The following is a 22,393-nucleotide window of genomic DNA, read 5'->3' on the forward strand; positions in this document are numbered from 1 at the left end:
TCTTTGGAGGAGGTATTCGTTCATTTACGGAGACGTTAATTGAATAGGGAGGAGTTACATATGGCACAGTATTTAGTAGGATTAGACGGGGGAACTACAGGTTGTAAAACATGTATCTTTGATCTTGATGGAAAGTTAGTAGGAAGCGATTATCGTGAATATCCTTCTTATTATCCAGAACCAGGATGGGTAGAGCAGACTACGGAAGACTTACTTCCTAACTTTTATGACAGTATCAAGACAGCAATTAATAAATCTGGAATTAATCCGGAAGATATTATTGGATTTGGATTCTCAAGCCAGGGTTCCGTAATCGGAATGTTAGATGAGAACGGCGAATTATTAAGACCTTGGGTTGGATGGCAGGATCTTCGAGGTGAGGGCGAAGGTATTGAATACCTGACAAGCCGTATTCCAAGAAGCGAGATCTACAAACAGACAGGTGACCCGGTAGGAACTACTTTTTCCAATGCAAAACTGGCATGGCTGAAATTACATGAGCCGGAAAACTGGGAAAAGACAGCATTATTCTCCACAATGCAGGACTATTTCTTAAAGCAGTTCGGAGCAGATGATTACTATACCGATTATTCTTCTGCAAGCCGTGAGGGAATGATGGATGTTGATAACGAGTGTTGGTCAAAAGAAATGCATGATATTTTGGGAATCGACCTTTCAAAACGTGCAAAGATCGTGAAAGAACCAGGAAAAGTTGTAGGTCATATCGGAAAAGAAGTTTCGGAAAAGTCAGGACTTCCAGTAGGCACACCAATCTGTATGGGCGCACATGACCAGAACTGCTGTACATTCGGTGCGGGCGCAGTTGATGACGGAACTGCTGTTTTGGTAATGGGAACATTTGGCTCCTGTTTCGTAGTATCTGATAAATCCATTCGTGATCCAAAAGAAAGACTTGTAGTAAAAGGAAATCATGGATGCGGAAACTTCACCATTGAAGCATTTTCCAATACTGCTGCTTCCTCATACCGCTGGTATAGAGATACGTTCTGCGACTATGAAAAACTCATGGCAAAAGAACAGGGAGAAGACCCATATGATTTAATTAATAAACAGATCGCAACTTCACCGATTGGAGCAAATGGTATTACCTTCCTTTCATTTCTTCAGGGTGCTGGAGGAGCAAGAATCAATGGAAAAGCAAGAGGAACTTTTGTAGGAATGACACTTGGAACAAGAAAAGCAGACATGGCCCGCGCCGTTATGGAAGGAATCTGTTATGAAATGTATGATATTATTCGTGCAGAGGAAAATTCTGGAATTAAGATTGACAAGATTCGCCTGGCCGGTGGTGCTGCAAAATCCCCATTATGGTGTCAGATGATGGCAGACATTTTCAAACATCCAATCCAGATTCTTGAAAATGGAGAGGCAGGATGTCTTGGAGCAGCTCTTTACGCAGGTGTTGGAGTAGGCGCTTATAAAGACTGTCATGAGGCAGCAAAAGTAGCCAGAACTACAAAAGAATACACCCCTAATCCAGATAACTACGCAGCCTATGATGCGGCTTATAAGAGATTTTGTGATGTATATGATGCTTTAGATAAGAAGATTTTCTAAAAAATAATAGCATTTAAATAATCGTATTTAGTATATCTGATTTTTAAAAAGAATGAAAAGCCGCGCCTGGGTATCATGTGCCTGGGCGCGGCTTTTTGATATATTTATTCATTTATTTATAAATTATATTACAGATAACTATGAAAAAATGGCAGATATATTAGTATAACTTGACTATTATTAGATATTATTTTATAGTTTATTATAAGATTGTACAGGTAAGGAGAAAAATATGTTAGAGAAAAATAGTCCAAAACCATTGTACCAACAGTTAAAAGATATTCTCGTTGATGCAATAGATTCTGAAAAGTGGAAAGCGAATGAAAAGATTCCATCAGAGAATGAATTGAGTTCTATTTATGGACTGAGCAGAATGACGGTCCGTTCTGTACTTACCGATCTGGTAAAAGAAGGCCTTCTTTACAGAGTGCAGGGAAAGGGAACGTTTGTTGCAGAGAAGATTGTGACAGTCAGTCCATCCTATATCGGTATTCGTGAGCAGTTAGAGAAGATGGGATATGAGGTTGAGACAAGGATTGTTGAATGTCAGGAAGAGCGTTCAAGTGAGACAGTAGCTAAAAAGCTCAATCTTTTACCAGGAGAGTCTGTATTTAAGATTAAGAGAGTTCGTTATATTAAGGGAGATCCGATCAGTCTTCATATATCTTATATTAATGCAAGATACAAAGAAAAGCTAACAGTAGAGATGTTAGAGAAAGAACAGCTTTGTGTGCTTTTGAGCGAGAACTATGGGATTCACAAAAAGAAAGTATCCGAAACATTAGAATCTGTGGTTGCTTCTAACGAAGAAGCAGAACTTTTAGCGGTAGAAAAAGGTCACCCATTATTATTGTTAAGGGATGTTCTTTATGATGAGATTAGCCGCCCATATGAATATACGAAAGTCGTATTTCGTGGAGACCGAATTAAAATCCGTTTACAGTATGAGGAATAAAGACGATAGAATAGATGTATTAATGATTAGAAAGAATAGCGTCAGAGCGTGTTTGAAAAATCATTCCTGCAACCTTCACGCCTCAATTTGCAGAAAGTATTCTTTAAATATGCTGTAGTGTGAATTTATATATTGACTTGTATATACAAGTATGATATTATGGGACTATCAAAAGAGAATATAAGTTAAATATTGTTATGGGAATATGTACTCGTGGAGTCTTTCCCGCACTTGATTTTACGGCTGATTTTCCGCCAGCTGCACCCGGATTTTATCAACGTACGCACTGCGTACACCTCAAAAATCTGGGCACAACTGACAAAAATTTTCTTACAAAATCAAGCACAAAAAGATTCCGAGAGTGCATGACAAAATAAGGAGGAAACATCATGAAAAATAACAGATTTATGAATGTACTGTTAAAGGCAAAAGAAGAGAATATCGCAGTAGGAGCAGTAAATATTTTTAATTATCTGACAGCAGAGGCAGCAGTAAAAGCAGCAGAGGAAATCGGTGTTAACCTGATTATCCAGACATCTGCGGGGACAGTAGAACATTTTGGAGCGCAGAAGCTTTATGATATTGTGGACGCTGCGAGAAAAGGTGCGAAAATAGAAGTTGCATTACATCTTGATCACTGCCGTAATAAAGAACTTGGAAAGCTTTGCGCAGATACTGGATGGGACAGCATTATGATGGACTTTTCTCATCTGCCATTTGAAGAAAATATCGCAAATACAAGAGAGATGGCAGAATATGCACATAGCAGGAATGTTGCGATTGAGGGAGAAATCGGAGTTATTTCCGGTGTGGAAGAAGAAATTGTAAGTGATGAAGCCGTTGGTGCTGACTTTGAAGAGACGATGGAATTTGTAGAGCGCTCCCAGATTGATGCGGTAGCACCGGCAATCGGTACAGCGCATGGTATTTATCACGGTGTTCCTAAAATTAATTTTGAACTCGTTGAGAAACTTGGAAAAGAAAAAACTCCAGTCGTAATTCACGGCGGTTCTGGATTATCTGCAGAAACATTTACCCGTCTTATCGAACTTGGCGGAAGAAAGGTAAACATTTCTACATTAGTGAAGAATGCGTACCTTGATAAGACAAAAGAACTCATTCTTTCCGGTGAAAAGTTTGCGCCGATTCCATTTGATACCGAAGTGGAAAATGCGGTAAAAGAAGAAGTGAAGAAGCATCTGGAAGTATTTTCGGGAAAGAGAACAAGTTTCTAGTTTAAAATACACGTTTTCAGGGAGGGAAAAGTATGCTGGCAAATTATGAATGTGATTTACATGGACATACCAATCGTTCTGATGGAAATGACAGTCCTGTAGAGTATATTCGACACGCGGTACATCGCGGTGTGAAGATTTTGGCAATAACAGACCATGATATTGTTCCGCCAGAGATGATAGAGTTAGGCGGGGGCAAAAGACAGGAGATTACGGCCTACGCAAAAGGTATTGGAGTTGAACTTCTCAGAGGAATTGAGATTTCCTGTGAGACATATATTGATGATGTACATCTTGTCTGTCTTGGCTGTGACTGGAATGCCCCATATTTTAAAGAATTAGATGAATTTACGATTAACAGTAAGGTCAACAGTTACCGTAAGCTGATTGATCTTCTGAACGAGCAGGGAATGGAAATGACCTGGGAGGAAGTTCTTCAGAATAACGGTTACCCAGTCCAGGAGCAGTTTGTTCAAAAGAAAATGATTTTTGAACTTATGGCGAGAAAAGGCTATATGGAAAGCTGGAAAGAAGCAAAGTTATATGTGAAAAACAGTAAGGAAGTTAGCGTGAAGAGAGAGAAGCCGGATGCAGTTTCTGTTATCAAAGAGATTCATAAACTTGGCGGTATCATTATACTGGCGCATCCGTATCTTATTTCTGAGCCGGTATCTTATAAAGGAAAAGAGATGTCCAGACAGGAATTTATAGAGGTTTTAATTGAAGCTGGACTTGATGGAATCGAAGCTTCTTACACATATGATAAGACCAGTTACGGCGGCACGATGACAAAGGACGAGATAAAAAAAGAAGTGATAGAACGTTATGCAGGCCGTGGCTTAATTATTTCCGGCGGTTCCGATTATCATGCGGATGGAAAGAAAGGTGTAAAGAATCCCCGGGAAATTGGAGAGTGTGGAATTACCAGAGAGGATTTCATGAAATATGAGAAATTAGTGCGGATTTTGCCGTAAAAAGGGAAAATTTTTGTAAATGTTACATCTTAATTATTTTAAAATCCAGTGTTCAAAAGCTTTTCAATGTGCTAGAATAAGGCGTGAAATGAATTAAAATGAGCTTTTGAAAGGATGAATTATATTGGCTAATAAAAATATAGTAGTGCTTATGGGAGGAAAATCCTCTGAACATGATGTTTCTCTCGTTTCAGCAAAAACAGTAATCGAAAACATTGATAAAGATCTTTATAACGTAATTATGGTAGGAATCACAAAGGATGGACAGTGGAAGTTAGTTGACAGACTGGATCATCTTGAGGATGGTTCCTGGGTAAATAGTAAGACGAGTGCTTATATCTGCCCGGATACAGGAAGAAAGGAACTTCTCTTAGAAAGAGACGGCAAGGTTGATCGTATTTCTATCGATGTTGTTTTCCCTGTCCTTCACGGAATGAACGGAGAGGACGGAACGGTTCAGGGGCTTTTAGAGTTAGCAGCAATCCCATATGTAGGATGTGGCGTGTTAGCTTCTGCATGTTCTATGGATAAGTTCTACACTAAGATCGTTGTAGATTCCATCGGGGTACGTCAGGCAAAGTTTGTTGGCGTAAGAAGACATGAACTTACACACATGGATGAAGTAGTGGCAAGAGTAGAAGCAGGTGTTCCATATCCTGTATTCGTAAAGCCTTCTAAAGCTGGTTCTTCTCAGGGTGTCAGCAAGGCAGAGAACAGAGAGGAACTGATTGATGCACTGAATCTTGCAGCAAAACACGATTCTAAGATTTTAGTGGAAGAGACAATCGTAGGTCGTGAGATTGAGTGTGGTGTTCTTGGAATGAATGAGCCTAAGGCTTCTGGTGTTGGCGAAGTATTATCTGCTGAAGAATTCTACAGCTACGATGCGAAGTACAACAACGAAGAATCCAGAACGGTCGTAGATCCTGAACTTCCAGAAGGAAAAGCAGAAGAAATCCGCAAAGATGCCGTAGCAATCTTTAAAGCATTAGACTGCTCCGGATTATCAAGAGTAGACTTCTTCCTGACAAAAGATACAAACGAGGTTGTATTTAACGAAATCAATACACTTCCAGGCTTTACAGCTATCAGTATGTATCCAATGCTCTGGGAAGCAAGAGGTTTAAGCAAAAAGGCTCTTGTCCAGAAACTTATCGATCTTGCAATGAACAGATACGACGTGTAAAGTTATGGCAAGAAAGGTCTGGCTTACGATAACAGGTATCCAGAAAGGGTTCGATCAGGAAGAACCCGTCACTCTGGTTACCGAAGGAAGTTATATTCATAAAAATGGTGTGCATTACATTTTTTATTCAGAGCGGACAGAAGAAGGGGCGGTCATTAAAAACCGCCTCACCATCTCTCCGGGTAACGTAGAACTCCGCAAAACTGGAGCGGGCAACTTCAACTCTGTACTCGTATTTGACACAGAGCATAACAAGAACTGCCTCTATCAGTCCCCGGCAGGCCCGATGGAACTGGTGTCCGACACGAAGAAAATCCGTGTATTACACGGAGATGCACATTTTAAATTACAGCTTAAATATTCTCTTATCATGAATGGAATGTTGGTATCAGATTATGATTTGACGGTGCTGGCGAAGTTTATGGAGTAGGAAGAAGAACTATGGCAATACTATAAATACTGCAAAGCATTTAATATTCCAAGACGTGAATTACTAATCTATGTATCATTATTTGTCTGGCAGTATTTTGTGAAATGACTTATAGAAGAAACTAAAAAAGAGGTAACAATGGCGATAATATTGGAAGAAATCTATGAGGTGGCATTACACCGTTACAATATGAAGCTGGTTGCCGGAGGAAGAGGCTTAAGAAATCTCGTTGACTGGGTACATACCGTCGAGGAGATGGATTATGTCTCTTTTTTAAAAGGCAGAGAGCTTATTATCACAACTGGAATCAGGGAAAAGGACGAAGAGACACTCGTCCGATTTGTAAAAAGCCTGCATGAAACAGGCGCAAGCGGTCTGGTTATTAATATTGGAAAATACATCACCAGAGTACCGAGGGGCGTTATTGCATACAGTGAAGAAGCAGGATTCCCTGTTTTTACATTACCGTGGGAAGTCCATCTCGTAGACTTTAACAGAGATTTATGTAACCTGATCTATAAAACGATGCAGGAGCAGGACGGATTGGAAACTGCACTCCAGAAAGCAATCTTTTCCCGTAAAGAAGAACAACAGTATATGCCTGTCTTGCATGAGAATCATATCCATAAAGACACAGAATTCTTCATGATTCAGTGCTATTTCCCAGCCAATAAAGATATACAGGCAGACGATAAATTCGACAATACCCAGTTCTTCTACCGCTTTATCCGGCAGTGCCAGCAAATATTTGCTGAGAAAAAGGTACTCTCCGTCATTTTTCAGCGAGATTTGTATATCACACTCGTAGCAAAAATGCCTACAGGCACAGAAAGGGAAAATGTAATCCAACAGATAAAAACATTTTCAGAAAGCTTTGCCCGGCAAAAAGAACTTTACATGGCAGTCGGTGACGAAGAAACTGTGGTAGAAAACCTGTGGGAAAAATACAGAGACTTATCCTATTTATGTCGCTGGGGAAGACAAAAAGGCAAAAATATCTGTCAGGAAGAAGAACTCGGCATAAGCAGACTCTGGCTCTCAATCGGCAATATCAAAAAACTGGAAAAGTATCGAGAAAAAATGCTTGGCGAATTAGAGCGATTCGATCAGGAAACCGGCAGCGAATACATCCGTATTTTAAAATGCTACCTCGAAACTAACGGAAATATCGGGGAAGTCGCAACCGAATGCTATCTGCATAGAAATACTGTCTCCTATCATCTGAAAAAAATCGCTGAAATCACGGGTAAAACACTCAACTCCACGAAAGATAGAAGCGACTGGTATATGGCATATCAGATTGATGAATTTTTGGGATTGATTTGAGGGCTGACAGTAGCTGGCCTGAATCAAATCAAAGCCCTCAACTTTCATCCTCAAATCATCCTCCCCGCAGCATCTCATCCCTTCCTGTCTAATTCAAACAAAATCCAGCCAAAGACAGCCCGAGAAGAGAACCTTGCCCCTATATTTGTGGCCTGGGAGCAAGGTTTGAATGGGAGCGCGCAAGCGAGCATTCAAACCGCCGCGACGAAAGTCACAAATATAGGGCATAGGCTCTCTTCTCGGGCGTCTGTCCTTCTGCTTTTGCCTTGAATGAAACAGCAATTATGAATGCTGCACAACAACCTTGTGTATTGTGACGATGGCAATATCAAAGAATTGTGTTATAGTAATGCCATGAAATAAATAAGTAACAAAAATAAATAGGAAACAAGCAAAGGTGCAATAACAGCAAACGCTGGGATTACACCTTTTTCTTTTAGAATTAAGGAGAAATTCGATATGTTAAGAGAAGCATTACCAAAAATAGTTACAGGAAGTGTACCAGGAGCAAAGGCAAAGGCTATTTTAGATAGAAGAAATGAGTAAAAAAATACTGGCAAAAAATAAAAGCTGGTGTTAAATATATTTTAGAAACATAATATTTGCAAAGTAAAGAAAGAGGGAAGCATCATGGAATTTAATTATTTTCTGCCGGTAAACATTGTATTTGGTTCTGGAAAAGTTTTAGAGACAGGGGAACTGACCAGACCTTATGGTAAAAAAGCATTGATTGTTACTGGAAAAAGCAGTGCAAAAAAGTCTGGACTTTATGATAAGGTAAACGACAGCTTAAAAGCAGCAGGTTTAGAAACAGCTCTTTTTGACAAAGTAAGCCAGAATCCACTCACAACAACAGCGCAGGAAGGCGCAGATTTTGCAAAGGCAAATGGCTGTGATGTTGTCGTTGCCATCGGTGGTGGAAGTATCATGGACTGTGCAAAAGCGATTGCATTTTTAAGTAAAAATGATGGGGATATCAACGATTACATCTATAATCGCCTGCGTAGCGATAACGCCCTGCCATTAGTGCTCATCCCTACAACCTGCGGTACCGGTTCAGAAGGAAATGGATTTGCTGTTCTCACCAATCCTGATAACGGGGATAAAAAGTCTCTCCGCTGTAATGCCATCGTAGCCAAAGTGTCCATCGTAGACCCGGAATGTATGATGACAATGCCGAAAAAAGTACTCGCATCCGTTACATTTGACGCATTATGCCATAATATTGAAGCATACACATCCAAAATCGCACAGCCACTCACAGATGCACTGAGCTTATACGCTATTGAACTCATTGCGAATAACCTTGTTTCTGTATACAACGGAACTGGAAACAAAAAAGAGTGGGAAAATATCACAATGGCAAGTACAATCGGCGGTATGGTAATCAACACAGCCAGAGTAACCCTCGCACATGGAATGGAACATCCAGCCAGCGGACTGAAAAACATCGTACACGGCCAGGGACTTGCAGCCTTAACACCAGTAGTCATTGATGCATCCTATAAAGGAGACGAAGAAAAATTCGGAAACATCGCGAAAATCTTTGGCGGAAAATCCGCAGCTGACTGTGCAGATAAAATCCGTGAACTCTTAAAAGCCATTGATTTAGAATGCAAACTGTCCGACCTCGGCATCGCAGAGGAGGATATTCCGTGGATGGCGGAAAACTGCATGAAAGTATCCGCCGCAGGCGTAGCAAACAATCCAGTGGTATTTACGCAGGAAGAAATCGCTGAGATATATAGAAAGGCTTTGTAGTAATTCTGGGATTGTCTGTCAAATTGTATGAACAATATAATAGACAAAATGCAATGGAAAAACCAAAAACATTCGAATTTAGAGTCTGAAATCTACAAAAAATCTTTTTAAATTACCTGTTGACAGATTAAGAGAGACGTGATATTGTATAAGCGTACAAAATAATAGACAGTTAAAGCAAAGGTGCTTACAACAATTTGTAAGTGTCTTTGCTTTTTTTGTTTCATGGGGAAGATGTCATTTCCCATATGATAAAAACCGGTTTGTAAAAAGAAAATGAAAGTTTTAGATAATAAGGAGGATTTTATCATGAAATTAAAAGATACAGGACTTACAGTACAGGATATTAAGGACAAAGTAAATAAATATATGATCGAGACTTACGAGCGTTTTGATTTCTTAGCTGAGACAGCAGAGGGAATGTATATTTACGATGAGAATGGTACACCATATCTTGATTTTTATGCAGGTATCGCTGTAAATAACGCTGGTAACAGAAATCCAAAGGTTGTTGCAGCAGTTAAGGATCAGGTAGACGATATCATGCATACATTTAATTATCCTTACACAATTCCACAGGCATTACTTGCTGAAAAGGTTTGTAAGACTCTTGGAATGGATAAAATCTTTTATCAGAACTCCGGTACAGAAGCGAACGAAGCGATGATTAAGATGGCTCGTAAATATGGTATTGAAAAATACGGCCCTAATAAATATCATATCGTAACTGCTAAGATGGGATTCCACGGAAGAACATTTGGTGCCATGTCCGCAACAGGTCAGCCGGGTAATGGATGCCAGGTTGGTTTTGGTCCGATGACTTATGGTTTCTCCTATGCGCCATATAATGATTTAGAAGCATTTAAGAATGCATGTACTGAGAATACAATCGCTATCATGGTTGAGCCGGTACAGGGCGAAGGTGGTGTTCATCCTGCAACACCAGAGTTCTTAAAAGGACTTAGAGAATTCTGTGATGAAAAGGGAATGCTCTTATTGTTAGATGAGGTACAGACTGGATGGTGCAGAACCGGAGCAGTAATGTCTTATATGAATTATGGAGTAAAACCAGATATCGTTTCTATGGCAAAAGGTCTTGGCGGCGGAATGCCAATCGGTGCTATCTGTGCAACAGAAGAAGTATCTAAAGCATTTACCCCAGGTTCTCATGGAACAACTTTTGGTGGACATCCAATCAGTTGTGCAGCAGCTTTGGCAGAAGTAGAAGAACTTCTTGACAAAGACTTAGCAGGAAATGCAAAGAAAGTTGGAGATTATTTCGCAGCAAAATTAGAGAAACTTCCACATGTAAAAGAAGTAAGACATCAGGGACTCCTCGTTGGTGTAGAATTTGATGATGAGATTTCCGGTGTGGAAGTAAAACATGGATGCCTTGACAGAAAGCTTCTTATCACAGCAATCGGGGCACATGTCATTCGTATGATTCCACCACTGATTGTTACAGAAGAACAGTGCGATGAGGCTTGTGCGATTATTGAAGAAGCTGTAAAAGCATTATGTTAAGACGTTATTAGGCAAGGGTGTCACAAGTGAGTTTGTGATGCCCTTTTCTTTTTCTAGTTGAAAGAACAGAAAAAGCAGACAGAGATAGAAACGTCGCAGATATATTTGGCGAATGAATTCTGAATAGTTACAAATTTTTAAAGATGACATTTTTATAAAGTGAGCATTATAGCCGACATTTATATTAAAAGATTATAGAAGTTAGAAAGGAAAAAAATATGGCACATCTTGTTATTACGATAGGATGCGAATATGGCGCGAAAGGCAACATGATCGGAAGAAAAGTTGCAAAGGATTTGGGAATAAAGTTTTATGACCGTGATACGGTTGATAAGATTATCAAGGAAGTTGGTATTCCTAAAGACATCATGGAAAAGGTAGAAGAAGGTGGAACAATCGCCGGAAAAGGTGCAGAAGGTGATGTTCGAGGTTCTTTCTCCAAATATGCGGATTTAACGCAGCGCGCGATTCACGTCCAGAAAACAATTATCCGTAAACTTGCAGACAGAGAATCCTGTGTAATTATCGGACGTTCTGCTGATTACATTTTAAAAGAGCAGAAACCAATACTGCGAATCTTTATTTATTCCCCGGAAGATGTTCGAATTGAAAATGTTATGAAGAGCCATAACTTTTCTGCCGAGGATGCAAAGTTATTTATTACAGAAAAAGATAAACGTTATCATAAGAGACATCTTGCTCTGACAGGAAGTAACCGTGGTGACCGTCATAACAGAGATATGCTGATCGACAGCAGTCTTTTAGGCGTTGACGGAACTGCAGAACTCATTGAAGAAGTAGCAAAGAAAGTATTTCACGAATAGGAGGGACAGGATATGAACAAGAAAGAATCGGAATTTAACAAAGTATTTAGTGCCTGGGATATCCTCGTAATCGCCTTTGGAGCTATGATTGGATGGGGCTGGGTTGTATCAACCGGAAACTGGATTGAAAAGGGCGGCGTTCTTGGAGCGGCACTTGGATTTTGCCTTGGCGGCGTTATGATTTTCTTCGTAGGCCTGACTTACGCAGAGCTGACAGCTGCAATGCCACAGTGTGGTGGAGAACACGTATTCAGTCATCGTGCAATGGGTCCGACAGGTTCTTTTATCTGTACCTGGGCAATCGTTTTAGGATATGTCAGTGTAGCGTGTTTTGAAGCTTGTGCATTTCCAACAATCATCACTTACCTGTGGCCGGGATTTTTAAAAGGGTATCTGTATACTGTTGCAGGATTTGATGTATATGCTTCATGGCTTGCAGTTGCAATTATAGTCGCATTTTTGATTATGCTGATTAACATTATGGGAGCGAAAACAGCCGCTATTTTACAGACGGTACTTACCTGTATCATCGGTGGTGCAGGAATTTTATTGATTGTAGCTTCCGTAATTAATGGTACTGTGGATAATTTAGATGGACAGATGTTTGTCGGAAACACCGCAGGACTTAATATCAAAGCAATTCTCGGTGTTGCAGCAATGTCACCATTTTATTTTATTGGTTTTGACGTTATTCCACAGGCAGCAGAAGAAATTAATGTTCCTCCAAAGAAAATCGGTAAAATGCTTATTTTATCTGTAATTTTAGCCGTTGTTTTCTATGCACTTGTAATTATCGCCGTAGGACTTGTTCTTGACTCAGGTGCGATCATAAAATCACAGGAAGCAACCGGACTTGTTACAGCCGATGCAATGGGAACAGCATTTGGAATGAAAATCATGGCAAAAGTAGTTATTGTCGGTGGTATGTGCGGTATTATCACATCCTGGAACTCCTTCTTAATTGGTGGTTCTCGTGCAATGTATTCCATGGCAGAATCCTATATGATTCCAAAAACATTTGCAAAACTTCATCCAAAACATAAAACGCCAATTAATGCACTTATTCTTATTGGTGTCCTTACAATGCTTGCTCCATTTGCCGGAAGACAGCTTCTTGTATGGATTTCTGATGCAGGTAACTTCGCATGCTGTCTTGCTTACTGTATGGTAGCGGTTTCCTTTATGATATTAAGAAAAAAAGAACCCGATATGCCAAGACCATATAAAGTTCCAGCTTATAAATTCTTCGGAACAATGGCAGTCATCATGTCCGGATTCATGGTATGTATGTACTGTATCCCGGGCAGCGGCGGAAGCCTGATCCTTCCTGAATGGGGAATGGTAGGAGCCTGGAGTTTACTCGGTGTAGTATTTTATGTTGTATGTAAGAGAAAATACAAAGAATCCTTCGGTGATCTTGTTGAACTTATTTCTGATGAAGACGCAGCAACACTTATGCCAGAAGCAGACGATAAAGAACTTGATAAAGTTATTGACGCAGCAATTGACAGGGTGCTGGCTTCTATTTGAGAGTAACAACAGACGAAACCGGGAGAATCGTATACTAGCATCTGTGGCTTTAGTCGCGGCGGTTTGAATGCTCGCTTCCCCGCTCGTATCCAAACCTTGCTCCGAGGCCACAGATGCTAGTATACGATTCTCCCGGTTTCTGTCTTTGATAAATAGAAGCCCTGCGAGGATTTGAGTTGTGAGCAGTTAGCCTTGTTGTGGTTGCTCAAGTATGGTGATATGATTTTTGCCTTCGATAACTAGAAGCTTAATGTGGATTTGGGTTGTAGGCTTCTGATTGTTTTGATATTATGGTAATATTAATTAGTGATTTCGATTTATTAAAGGGCAATTTGGAAATTTGGATTGATATTTTCTACATTACTTAGAAAATATCAAAATATTCTTTATCTGTGGCCTCGGAGCTGCGAGTGAGTAAACTTATGTTAGAAAAGTTCTCATGAAAAGTTATTGATTTTGCGACTTTGTGTTTTTTGCAACGGAGTTAAAATCAATAACTTTTCATGAGAGGCTTTTCATAGAAGACTTTTTCTCGCAGTGACTAAAGTCACAGATAAAGAATATTGTATTCTCATGGTTCGTCTGTTAGCCTACATTCCCCAATAAATTAAATCACACAAAGGAGGAGTTTCATGGATTATTTATCTCATAATGTGGCGGTTAATTTAAAACAGATTCGCCTGTCAAAGGGAATGAGCCTTGGCGAGGTTGCGGAGCAGACTGGAGTCAGTAAAAGTATGCTCGCTCAGATTGAAAAAGGTACAGCTAATCCCTCTCTTGGCGTACTTGGAAAGATTACAAGCGGTCTCCGTATAGAATTTCAGACACTTATTGATCCTCCAAGAGAAGACTTTTGCCTTGTAAGTCCAAAAGAAATTTTTCCTACAAAAGAACTGGAAGGGCAATATAAAGTCTGGACGTGTTTTCCTTATGAAGATTCTCATTCCGTAGAAGTATATCGGATTGACATAGAACCCGGTGGGGTCTATATGAGTGGGAGTCATGGAGAAAAAACAAGAGAGTACATTACAGTAACAGAAGGTGTACTTACGATAGAATGTCATGGACATACGCAGACGATTAATAAAGATCAGGTCTATAAATTTGAGACAGATCAGGCACATATTTATCGGAATGAGGGAGCGGAAATGGTGAGTTGTACTTGTTTCTTTCTTGATTATACTGGGTTGAGATGATAAACAGACGGGCCGCTGAACCCCATAAATCGGCTATCTTCCCTCTTTGGGAACGTCATCTTTACCCAAAAAAAGATTCCGAGAGTGCATTATGGTTAGAGCGTGTTTGAAAAATCATTCCAGCAAGCTACACACCCCAATTTACGGTTTATTTTGCCTTCATTCGGTTGCCGTAGCCCGCTACGCCGCCCTCATTCAGGCGAAATCTCCCGCAAATTGTGATGTACATCTTGCAGAAAGCATTTTTCAAACACGCTCTAGAGAGGAGGGTGGATTGAGTAGTGTTGTATCAAAACTTATTTAAGTAATGTGTTATAAATAAGTTTATGTTGAACTTATATACATTTGCTTTTGCTAAAAATATAAAGATTAATAAATTAAAGGAAATGTTTTGGAGAGATGATTTAAAAAAACATGAGAAATTACTTTTTCACGGAGCTAAAAGTAAAATTGATGGGAAGATAGATATTCACAGAGGCAGACATAATAATGATTTTGGTCAGGGTTTTTATGCAGGAGAAAGTTATGAACAGGCAATATCGTTTGTTTCAGGATTTGAGAATTCATCGGTATATTATATTTGTTTTAATGATGATGATCTTACATGTAAAAGATATGAAGTAAATCAAGAGTGGATGATGACAATTGCGTACTATAGAGGTGCGTTAGATGAGTATAAGAATCATCCAGTTATTAAAAAAAATATAGAACAGTCGAGAGCTTGTGATTACATAATTGCACCAATAGCAGATAATCGTATGTTTCAAATCATTAATTCATTTATTGAAGGAGAACTTACAGATGAACAATGTAAACACTGCCTTGCAGCAACAAATCTTGGAATGCAGTATATCTTTGTAAGCGAAAAAGCAGTATCGCAGGCAAAACTTATAGAACGTTGTTATATTTCGCAAAATGAAAGAAAATACTATAAGAATATACGACTTGAAGAGTCGAAGTTAGGAGCTAATAAAGTAAAATTGGCCAGAAAGCAATATAGGGGCAAAGGCCGGTACATTGATGAAATTTTGGTGTAAGGAAGTGGATAATGTATGAAAAAGATAGATAGGGATGGTTTGCTTTTATGTGAACTTCAGGCAACAGCCTTTGAAAATTCTATAGATAAAATGGATTCAAGTTCTGAGATTTTTATTAGAAGATTTATGAAAAGTAATATAGCCAAAAGAATGGATGACGAATCAATCCTTGAAAGTAATCTTCAGGCAAATGATATTTTACAGTTAGTGGATGAGGAATATGGAGTTTCACATTATGGAACGGTAAAATATACTCATAATGAGATGTACTGGATTGGATACATCTATAGATATTTTGCAATTACCTACGAATTCACATCAGCACGAGTTTATAAAATCATAAAACCTAAAGAATTACGGGAATTATTTTTGCCATATCATACATTAGACCCATCTCAGGCTATTGAAAGAATATTAGAAGCAAAAGGATTATTACTTGATGAAGAAGCAGAGCTACAGCGACAGTACGAGATATTCAGAAAAATAAGGATGGGTTCAAAATGATTTCATCTACTTTATTAGTAACTTGACTTTTGAAGAACCGCCAAGCTTATTTTGCCTGCTCCATTAGCAATTTGATTTTTGCCCCAACAAACAGAAACTAAAAAAGAAGCCCTTATAATAAGGGCTTCTTTTTAGGTTCGTCTGTCTGTTCACACAAAAACAAACTTATTTAGTAGTCATATCATCTGCCTTCTTACGAAGCTTAGCCATCATTCCCTTTTTCTCTGGTTTTGGAACCGGAGCTTTACGGAAGTTATTGATACTTGTGATGTAGATACCGCTGATCATTGCTTTAATCTCAGCTTTTACTGGAATTAAATCGTATACATTTTCATCAGCGATAAGGCTTGTAACCTTAGGTCCGATCTTAGCCTTTACTACAGGTACTTTTGCGCGGCGGGCTCTCTTTGGAGTCTGGTCAATTACAATCTGTGGAAGACCGGAATCTTTTAAAGGGAGTCTCTTTTTATCTATTACCAGCATAGTAACCGGAGTAGCGGCGCTAAATAACTGTTCTTTTTGTTCTTGTTGTTCTTTCTGAAGCTTGGAACCTTTGTAATAAAGGAATCCGAGAATGGCGAGTGCAACTAAAAGGATAATTGCAAAAACAATCCATGGGTTCATAATATTCCTCCTATTCTTTCTTTTTTTGATAACACAAATTTCATTCTAACATTATTTACGTTAATTGAAAAGAAAAAATTACGGTTTTATGCTACTTTTTCGTATAAATAAGCTTTTTAAAGCTGGTTACTACTGGGTAAGCATAATCTTTGATCGTTTTTTTAGTATTGCATCCAGATTAATATAATAATCTGGATGTGATTTGTTACTGTTGAGCTGCCAGCATATCCTCAATAGCTTTCTTAACATACTCGCCAGCAAATTTCTTCTCAGCCGCAGGAAGGTCAGAAAACTTGAATGGCTTGCCAAAAGAAATTGTTACATGCGAAGGATAAACACGAAGTCCCGGATTATTTTCAAAGATGTCGCGTGTGCCGGTGATGGCAACAGGAACAACAGGTGCTTTGGCTCTTTGTGCCATTTTCAGGCTGCCGCCCTTGAATTCTCCAAGTTCGCCGGTTGTACTTCTTGTGCCTTCTGGATAGATGCACATGGAGTACCCTTCTTTTAAATAGTCTACACCTTCAAGAATTGTCTGTAATCCTTTACGCACATCGCTGCGGTCTAAGAACAGACAGTGGATGCACTTCATCCAGGAAGAAAGTCCGGGAATCTTTCCGAGACTGTCTTTTGCAACGAAGCCTACACCGCCGGGAATAGTAGCACCTGTAACGATGATGTCAAAGTAACTGCTGTGGTTTCCGACAAAGAGTGAAGCTTCATCCGGGATATTTTCCAGTCCATTTACCTCTATGGTAACACCGGATATTTTCAAAAGATGCTTAAATACTTTCTGAACTTGCTCCTGTGCAATGCGAGAAGCTTCCTGTGGATCCGTCTTCTCCAGCTTTTTTAAACGAGCCCGCATTGGGGTCGTAAATATTAAATAGAAAAATACATAAACTGCAATGCAGATAGAACGAAAAGTCATAATTTCCCCCTTTCAAACACACTCTAGCGTCCGTAAAGTTTTGTCACATCATAAAGGCGTTTTGCAACATCGCTTGTAAGAAGTTCCTTCTTCATGCGGTAAGCCCAGTTGCCGTCTGCTTTTCCTGGTGTATTCATGCGACAGTCACTTCCCTGGCAGAATAAATCCTGAACAGGAATGATCGCAAAACGTGCAGGAGAACCGAAACAGGTGCGGATGAAGTCCCAGCTAACCTGCGAAGCGTCTGTATTCATGTAGCGGCGTACTTTATCGCGGGCTTTCTCAGATGCGGTTGCATACCAGCCTGTAGTTGTGTCGTTGTCGTGAGTTCCTGTATAGCATACGCAGTTATATGGCTGATTATAAGGAAGATAATTGCTGTCTTCGTCCTCAAATGCAAACTGAAGAATCTTCATGCCTGGTAATCCAAACTTGTCGCGTAATGCGCGTACATCATCGGTAATGATACCAAGATCTTCTGCGATAATTGGAGGTTCTTCTCCAAAAGTCTTAATTAATACTTCAAAGAATTCATCCTTTGGTCCGTCAACCCATTTACCATTTAAAGCAGTTTCAGAGTCGGCAGGAATCTCCCAGTAACTTTCTAAACCACGGAAATGATCAATGCGGACGATGTCGCTTAATAAGAACTGTGTTTTGAAACGTTCCATCCACCATTCGTAATTAGTCTTTTTGTGGTATTTCCAGTCATAAAGAGGATTGCCCCATAACTGACCTGTTGCGCTGAAATAGTCTGGTGGTACTCCGGCTACAACAGTAGGAAATCCATCGGAATCTACCTGGAACAGTCTTGGCTCAGCCCATACATCAGCACTATCGCCGGAAACAAAGATAGGAATATCTCCGATTAAAAGAATATCTCGCTCGTTAGCGTAGGCCTTTAACTGGCTCCACTGACGGCAAAATGTCCACTGAAGAAACTTCTCATAAAGAATCTCATCTTCAAACTCACGCTCAATAACAGCTTTCTGGGACTTTGTAGGTTTACGGTATTTCTTCTCCCACTCTAACCAGTGAGCGCCGCCTTTGGACTTCTTGATTGCCATAAACATTGCATAATCATCAAGCCAGTGTGCGCTCTTACAAAACAGTGCAAGCTCAGATTTTAACGGATTATCCTCTGGAAGTTCTTTAAAGCGGGCAAATGCTTTCTTAAAGAGTTCTTCTTTATATTCTCCTACAGCAGCGAAATCTACTTCCTCGTCTGAAAAGTGAGGAACATTACTTAAATCAGCGTCTGTGAGAAGTCCTTCATCTTTCAGAAGTTCAGGGCTGATTAACAATGGCTGTCCTGCAAAAGAGGAAAAGCACTGATAAGGACTGTTATGTCCGCCAGTAGGTCCAAGCGGAAGAGTCTGCCATAAATGCTGGCCGGATTCCTGTAAGAAATCTACGAAACGGTATGCTTCTGGGCCTAAGTCTCCAATACCAAACTTTCCTGGTAAAGAAGTTGGGTGAACTAAGATACCGGAAAGACGGCGCATTCTTTTTAAAAGTGAAAATTTATCGTTCATACGAACCTCCCTTAAACTAAGTAGTACTGATAAATATTATACTGAATTTTGACAAAAATCGCAATGATTGATGAATGGAATTTGTCAAAGGAAAAGAGACGCCTCCGAAGAGAGGATAACCCCTATATTTGTGACTTTAGTCGCGGCGGTTTGAATGTTCGCTTCACGCGCTTACATTCAAACCTTGCTTCGAGGCCACAAATATAGGGGCTATCCTCTCTTTGGAGGCTGACTTTGGCTGGGAAGGTGCAAATTGTCATTTGTGCTGGGAATTTGAGGGAGAGGGTAGAAGTCTTCTGCTTATAAGGGTTTGTTGGTTCGTCTGTTTATTTGCCAAACCTGCCAATTCCTTCAGTTAAATAAAACCCTAAAATTTTCAGAAAAACAGCATCTAAATGTTCATATAAAATATTTATATAAATATTTAGATGTCAAAATGTTTAAAAAGAATGAAATTGGAAAAAAGATGCAAAAATCATTGTGAAGTTGCATAAAATATGCATTCTACATATAGTTATATTTCACATATTTGATTTTTTCTACTTCTTTTTAACAAAAAGTTATTGAAAAAGTTATGTAAAAATTTTATAATGAACACAGCAAGGAGGAGTGAGACATGAAAGCCAGTATAAAACAGATTAGTGAGATTACAGGCTTTTCTCCGGCGACCATTTCGAATGCGCTGAATCACAAAAAAGGTGTGAATCAGAAGACCGCAGAAAGAATCTTTCAGGTAGCGAAGGAGATTGGATATATCTCAGAGAATAAAATTACAAAAATAAAACTGGTTATCTACAAGAGAAATGGGTTGATTATTGATGATTCCCCGTTCTTTCCTATTTTATTGAAGGGTGTAGAGAATGAGTGCCGGGTTTCTGGATATGAGATGGTTATATGTAATGTAGACCGTAACGATCCAGATTATGAGGAACAGGTAAAGCTGATTCTGAATGATACCTCTTCTGCGATACTTTTGCTTGGAACAGAGATGATGGATGAGGACTTTCCTCTATATATGAGTGGAAATTGTCCGATGGTGCTGTTGGATTGCTGGAGTTCGAATTACTCTGTGAATGCCGTACTTATTAATAATGCAGATTCTGCGGTGACGGCAGTTCAGTACCTTATTAATAAGGGACACAGAGAAATAGGATATCTCAGAGGAAGATTTCGAATCAAGGCATTTACTTCCCGGTGTGCGGGATACAGCAGAGCACTTTCCAAGAATAACATTGAGTTAAACAGCCAGTATATTTTCACAGTGAGTACCACGATGGATGGGGCTTACAAAGATATGAAGGAATATCTGGCAAAGGGAGCGAAGATGCCGACCGCATTTTTTGCAGATGATGACATGATAGCTCTTGGATGTATCAAGGCTTTTCAGGAAGCAGGATACAGAGTACCGGAAGATATTTCGGTCGCTTCATTTGATGATCTTCCGTTCTGCGAGATTTCTTCACCGCGACTGACGACGATCAAAGTATTTAAATACGAGATGGGCCAGATTGCAGTCAGACGATTGATAGAAGTCATGAAGGACGGCGGTAAAATAAATACAAAGACACAGGTATGTACGGAGTTTGTAGAGCGCGACAGCGTAATTGATTTAAACTCCGCCTCAAAAGAAGGAGGAAATTAGAGGATGGATAAGGTAGTACTTGGTTTTGCACCAACAAGAAGAGCAATTTTTTCAGCACCAGCAGCTGTAGTATATCGAGGATTAACAGCAAAGAGATTAAAAGAGTTAAATGTAGATTTCGTAGATATTGACGATGTAAATGATGAAGGTCTTCTCTATGATGACGCTGGAATGGAAAAAATCTACGAAAAGTTTAGAGATGCAAAAGTAGATGGTTTATTCGTTCCTCACTGTAACTTCGGTACAGAATACGAAGTATGCCGCCTGGCTAAGAAGTTAAATGTTCCTGTTTTATTATGGGGACCAAGAGACGAATGTCCAGATGAGAACGGTATGCGTCTTCGTGACAGCCAGTGTGGATTATTTGCAACAGGTAAAGTTTTAAGAAGATTCGGAATTCCATTTACATATTTAAAGAACTGCAACCTTGAAGATGAGTGCTTCGCAGAAGGAATTGACCGTTTCTTAAGAGTTTGTAACGTAGTAAAAGCGTTCCGTAACACAAGAGTTCTTCAGATTTCCACAAGACCATTTGATTTCTGGTCAACAATGTGCAACGAAGGCGAATTACTTGAGAAGTTTGGAATTCAGCTTTCCCCAATCCCAATGCCAGAATTAACTCAGGCAATGAAAGATGTAAAGGAGAATTCTCCAGAAGAGATTAAAGAAGTAACAGATTACTGCCGTGAGAAAATGTGCATCAAAGTTACACCAGAACAGCTTGATAACGTAGCAGCATTAAAGATTGCTATGACAAGATTAGGAAAGAAATACGGATGTAACTGTGGAGCGATTCAGTGCTGGAACGCACTTCAGGATGAAATCGGAATCATGCCATGTGCAGCAAATGCACTTTGCAATGATGAGGGATTCCCAATCGCATGCGAGACAGATATCCACGGAACAATCACTTCTGTATTAGTAGAGGCTGCAGCAATGGGAGAGACAAGATCTTTCTTCGCTGACTGGACAGTTCGTCATCCATATAATGACAACGCAGAGCTTTTACAGCACTGTGGTCCATGGCCAATCTCCATCGCCAAAGAAAAACCAACGATCGACACACCAGTTGCATTCGATTGTTCTGGTTCCTTAATGGCACAGGCAAAAGACGGAGAACACATTTCCTTAGTACGTTTTGACGGAGATAACGGAGAATACTCCTTACTTCTTGGAAACGCTAAGACAGTAGATGGTCCTTATACAAAAGGTACCTATATGTGGGTTGAAGTTGAGAACCTTGACCGCTTAGAAGATAAACTCGTTCAGGGACCTTACATCCACCACTGCGTAGGTGTTCATCAGGATGTTGTACCTGTATTATACGAAGCATGTAAGTACATCGGTGTTACACCAGACTTATATGACCCAATCGAGGAAAAAGTAAAAGCTATCATCCGCGGTGAAAAGGTAGAAAAATAATTAGTAGTTTAAGTTAACAATTGTAATTTGATAACTATTCAGATTCGGATAATTTTTGAATGATGTTTACATGAAAAATATATAAAAAATATATAGCGAAGCAAACTTATTTGCAAAAGAGCATAAAAGATGAACTCTGAATAGTTATCGCATTTATTTACATTTATATAGGAGGCATA

General features: G+C 39.5%; 19 protein-coding genes and 1 pseudogene. 17 read left to right on the forward strand and 3 right to left on the reverse strand.

Features of this window, described 5'->3' with window-relative positions; genetic code table 11:
• The first annotated feature begins 60 nt into the window (after positions 1-60).
• The 15 genes and pseudogenes from EUBHAL_RS10690 (at position 61) to EUBHAL_RS14920 (ending at position 16,060) form a co-directional block, all read left to right on the forward strand.
• On the forward strand, positions 61-1,578 hold the full coding sequence (locus tag EUBHAL_RS10690; protein WP_005349272.1) for an FGGY-family carbohydrate kinase: 1,518 nt from the start codon (positions 61-63) through the stop codon (positions 1,576-1,578).
• 232 nt (positions 1,579-1,810) lie between these two features.
• Complete coding sequence (locus EUBHAL_RS16380; protein ID WP_005349274.1) at positions 1,811-2,533, forward strand: GntR family transcriptional regulator; 723 nt, start codon at positions 1,811-1,813, stop codon at positions 2,531-2,533.
• Between the two features lie 389 nt (positions 2,534-2,922).
• Positions 2,923-3,768, forward strand: a complete 846-nt coding sequence (locus EUBHAL_RS10700) for a class II fructose-bisphosphate aldolase (RefSeq protein ID WP_005349278.1) — start codon at positions 2,923-2,925, stop codon at positions 3,766-3,768.
• 32 nt (positions 3,769-3,800) lie between these two features.
• A complete protein-coding gene (locus tag EUBHAL_RS10705) occupies positions 3,801-4,742 on the forward strand; it encodes a PHP domain-containing protein (protein ID WP_005349280.1) in 942 nt (313 codons plus the stop codon).
• 124 nt (positions 4,743-4,866) lie between these two features.
• Positions 4,867-5,928 carry a D-alanine--D-alanine ligase family protein gene (locus tag EUBHAL_RS10710; protein WP_005349282.1) on the forward strand — a complete coding sequence of 354 codons (1,062 nt, stop codon included), beginning with the start codon at positions 4,867-4,869 and terminating at the stop codon, positions 5,926-5,928.
• A 4-nt stretch (positions 5,929-5,932) separates the two neighbouring features.
• Positions 5,933-6,358, forward strand: coding sequence for a YwiB family protein (locus EUBHAL_RS10715; RefSeq protein WP_005349284.1), 426 nt, complete (start codon positions 5,933-5,935; stop codon positions 6,356-6,358).
• 138 nt (positions 6,359-6,496) lie between these two features.
• On the forward strand, positions 6,497-7,684 hold the full coding sequence (locus tag EUBHAL_RS10720) for a PucR family transcriptional regulator (protein WP_005349286.1): 1,188 nt from the start codon (positions 6,497-6,499) through the stop codon (positions 7,682-7,684).
• Between the two features lie 630 nt (positions 7,685-8,314).
• Positions 8,315-9,445 carry an iron-containing alcohol dehydrogenase gene (locus tag EUBHAL_RS10725; protein ID WP_005349288.1) on the forward strand — a complete coding sequence of 377 codons (1,131 nt, stop codon included), beginning with the start codon at positions 8,315-8,317 and terminating at the stop codon, positions 9,443-9,445.
• Between the two features lie 309 nt (positions 9,446-9,754).
• A complete protein-coding gene (locus EUBHAL_RS10730; RefSeq protein WP_022170031.1) occupies positions 9,755-10,969 on the forward strand; it encodes an aspartate aminotransferase family protein in 1,215 nt (404 codons plus the stop codon).
• Between the two features lie 218 nt (positions 10,970-11,187).
• A complete protein-coding gene (locus EUBHAL_RS10735; protein ID WP_005349290.1) occupies positions 11,188-11,793 on the forward strand; it encodes a cytidylate kinase-like family protein in 606 nt (201 codons plus the stop codon).
• 12 nt (positions 11,794-11,805) lie between these two features.
• Positions 11,806-13,323, forward strand: a complete 1,518-nt coding sequence (locus tag EUBHAL_RS10740; protein ID WP_005349291.1) for an APC family permease — start codon at positions 11,806-11,808, stop codon at positions 13,321-13,323.
• 632 nt (positions 13,324-13,955) lie between these two features.
• Positions 13,956-14,519 (forward strand): helix-turn-helix domain-containing protein, encoded by a 564-nt coding sequence (locus EUBHAL_RS10745; RefSeq protein ID WP_005349292.1) that lies wholly within the window; start codon positions 13,956-13,958, stop codon positions 14,517-14,519.
• A 91-nt stretch (positions 14,520-14,610) separates the two neighbouring features.
• Positions 14,611-14,724: pseudogene (locus tag EUBHAL_RS17285) on the forward strand (DUF6783 domain-containing protein); the annotation flags it as partial.
• Positions 14,725-14,845: 121 nt separating this feature from the next.
• Entirely contained in the window at positions 14,846-15,556 is a 711-nt protein-coding gene (locus tag EUBHAL_RS10750) for a DUF3990 domain-containing protein (RefSeq protein WP_005349293.1), read from the forward strand.
• A gap of 15 nt (positions 15,557-15,571) precedes the next feature.
• The gene (locus EUBHAL_RS14920; protein ID WP_005349294.1) at positions 15,572-16,060 is read left to right on the forward strand and encodes a hypothetical protein; all 489 of its coding nucleotides are present in this window, start codon (positions 15,572-15,574) and stop codon (positions 16,058-16,060) included.
• Between the two features lie 165 nt (positions 16,061-16,225).
• On the opposite strand, the gene EUBHAL_RS10765 is transcribed toward EUBHAL_RS14920, so the two are convergent.
• The 3 genes from EUBHAL_RS10765 to malQ all read right to left on the reverse strand — a co-directional run bounded on the left by EUBHAL_RS10765 (position 16,226) and on the right by malQ (position 19,150).
• Positions 16,226-16,684: a hypothetical protein gene (locus EUBHAL_RS10765; RefSeq protein ID WP_005349296.1), complete on the reverse strand. Its 459-nt coding sequence runs from the start codon at positions 16,682-16,684 to the stop codon at positions 16,226-16,228.
• A 205-nt stretch (positions 16,685-16,889) separates the two neighbouring features.
• Positions 16,890-17,615 carry a lysophospholipid acyltransferase family protein gene (locus tag EUBHAL_RS10770; RefSeq protein WP_044923100.1) on the reverse strand — a complete coding sequence of 242 codons (726 nt, stop codon included), beginning with the start codon at positions 17,613-17,615 and terminating at the stop codon, positions 16,890-16,892.
• Positions 17,616-17,638: 23 nt separating this feature from the next.
• Positions 17,639-19,150: a 4-alpha-glucanotransferase gene (malQ, locus tag EUBHAL_RS10775; protein ID WP_005349303.1), complete on the reverse strand. Its 1,512-nt coding sequence runs from the start codon at positions 19,148-19,150 to the stop codon at positions 17,639-17,641.
• A gap of 616 nt (positions 19,151-19,766) precedes the next feature.
• On the opposite strand from malQ, the gene EUBHAL_RS10780 reads away from it, so the two are divergent.
• Both EUBHAL_RS10780 and EUBHAL_RS10785 read left to right on the forward strand, forming a co-directional pair.
• The gene (locus tag EUBHAL_RS10780) at positions 19,767-20,792 is read left to right on the forward strand and encodes a LacI family DNA-binding transcriptional regulator (protein ID WP_005349307.1); all 1,026 of its coding nucleotides are present in this window, start codon (positions 19,767-19,769) and stop codon (positions 20,790-20,792) included.
• Positions 20,793-20,795: 3 nt separating this feature from the next.
• Entirely contained in the window at positions 20,796-22,214 is a 1,419-nt protein-coding gene (locus EUBHAL_RS10785) for an L-fucose/L-arabinose isomerase family protein (RefSeq protein WP_005349309.1), read from the forward strand.
• Positions 22,215-22,393: the final 179 nt, after the last annotated feature.

The sequence above is a fragment of the Anaerobutyricum hallii DSM 3353 genome (assembly GCF_000173975.1).
In the GTDB taxonomy this organism is placed as follows: domain Bacteria; phylum Bacillota; class Clostridia; order Lachnospirales; family Lachnospiraceae; genus Anaerobutyricum; species Anaerobutyricum hallii.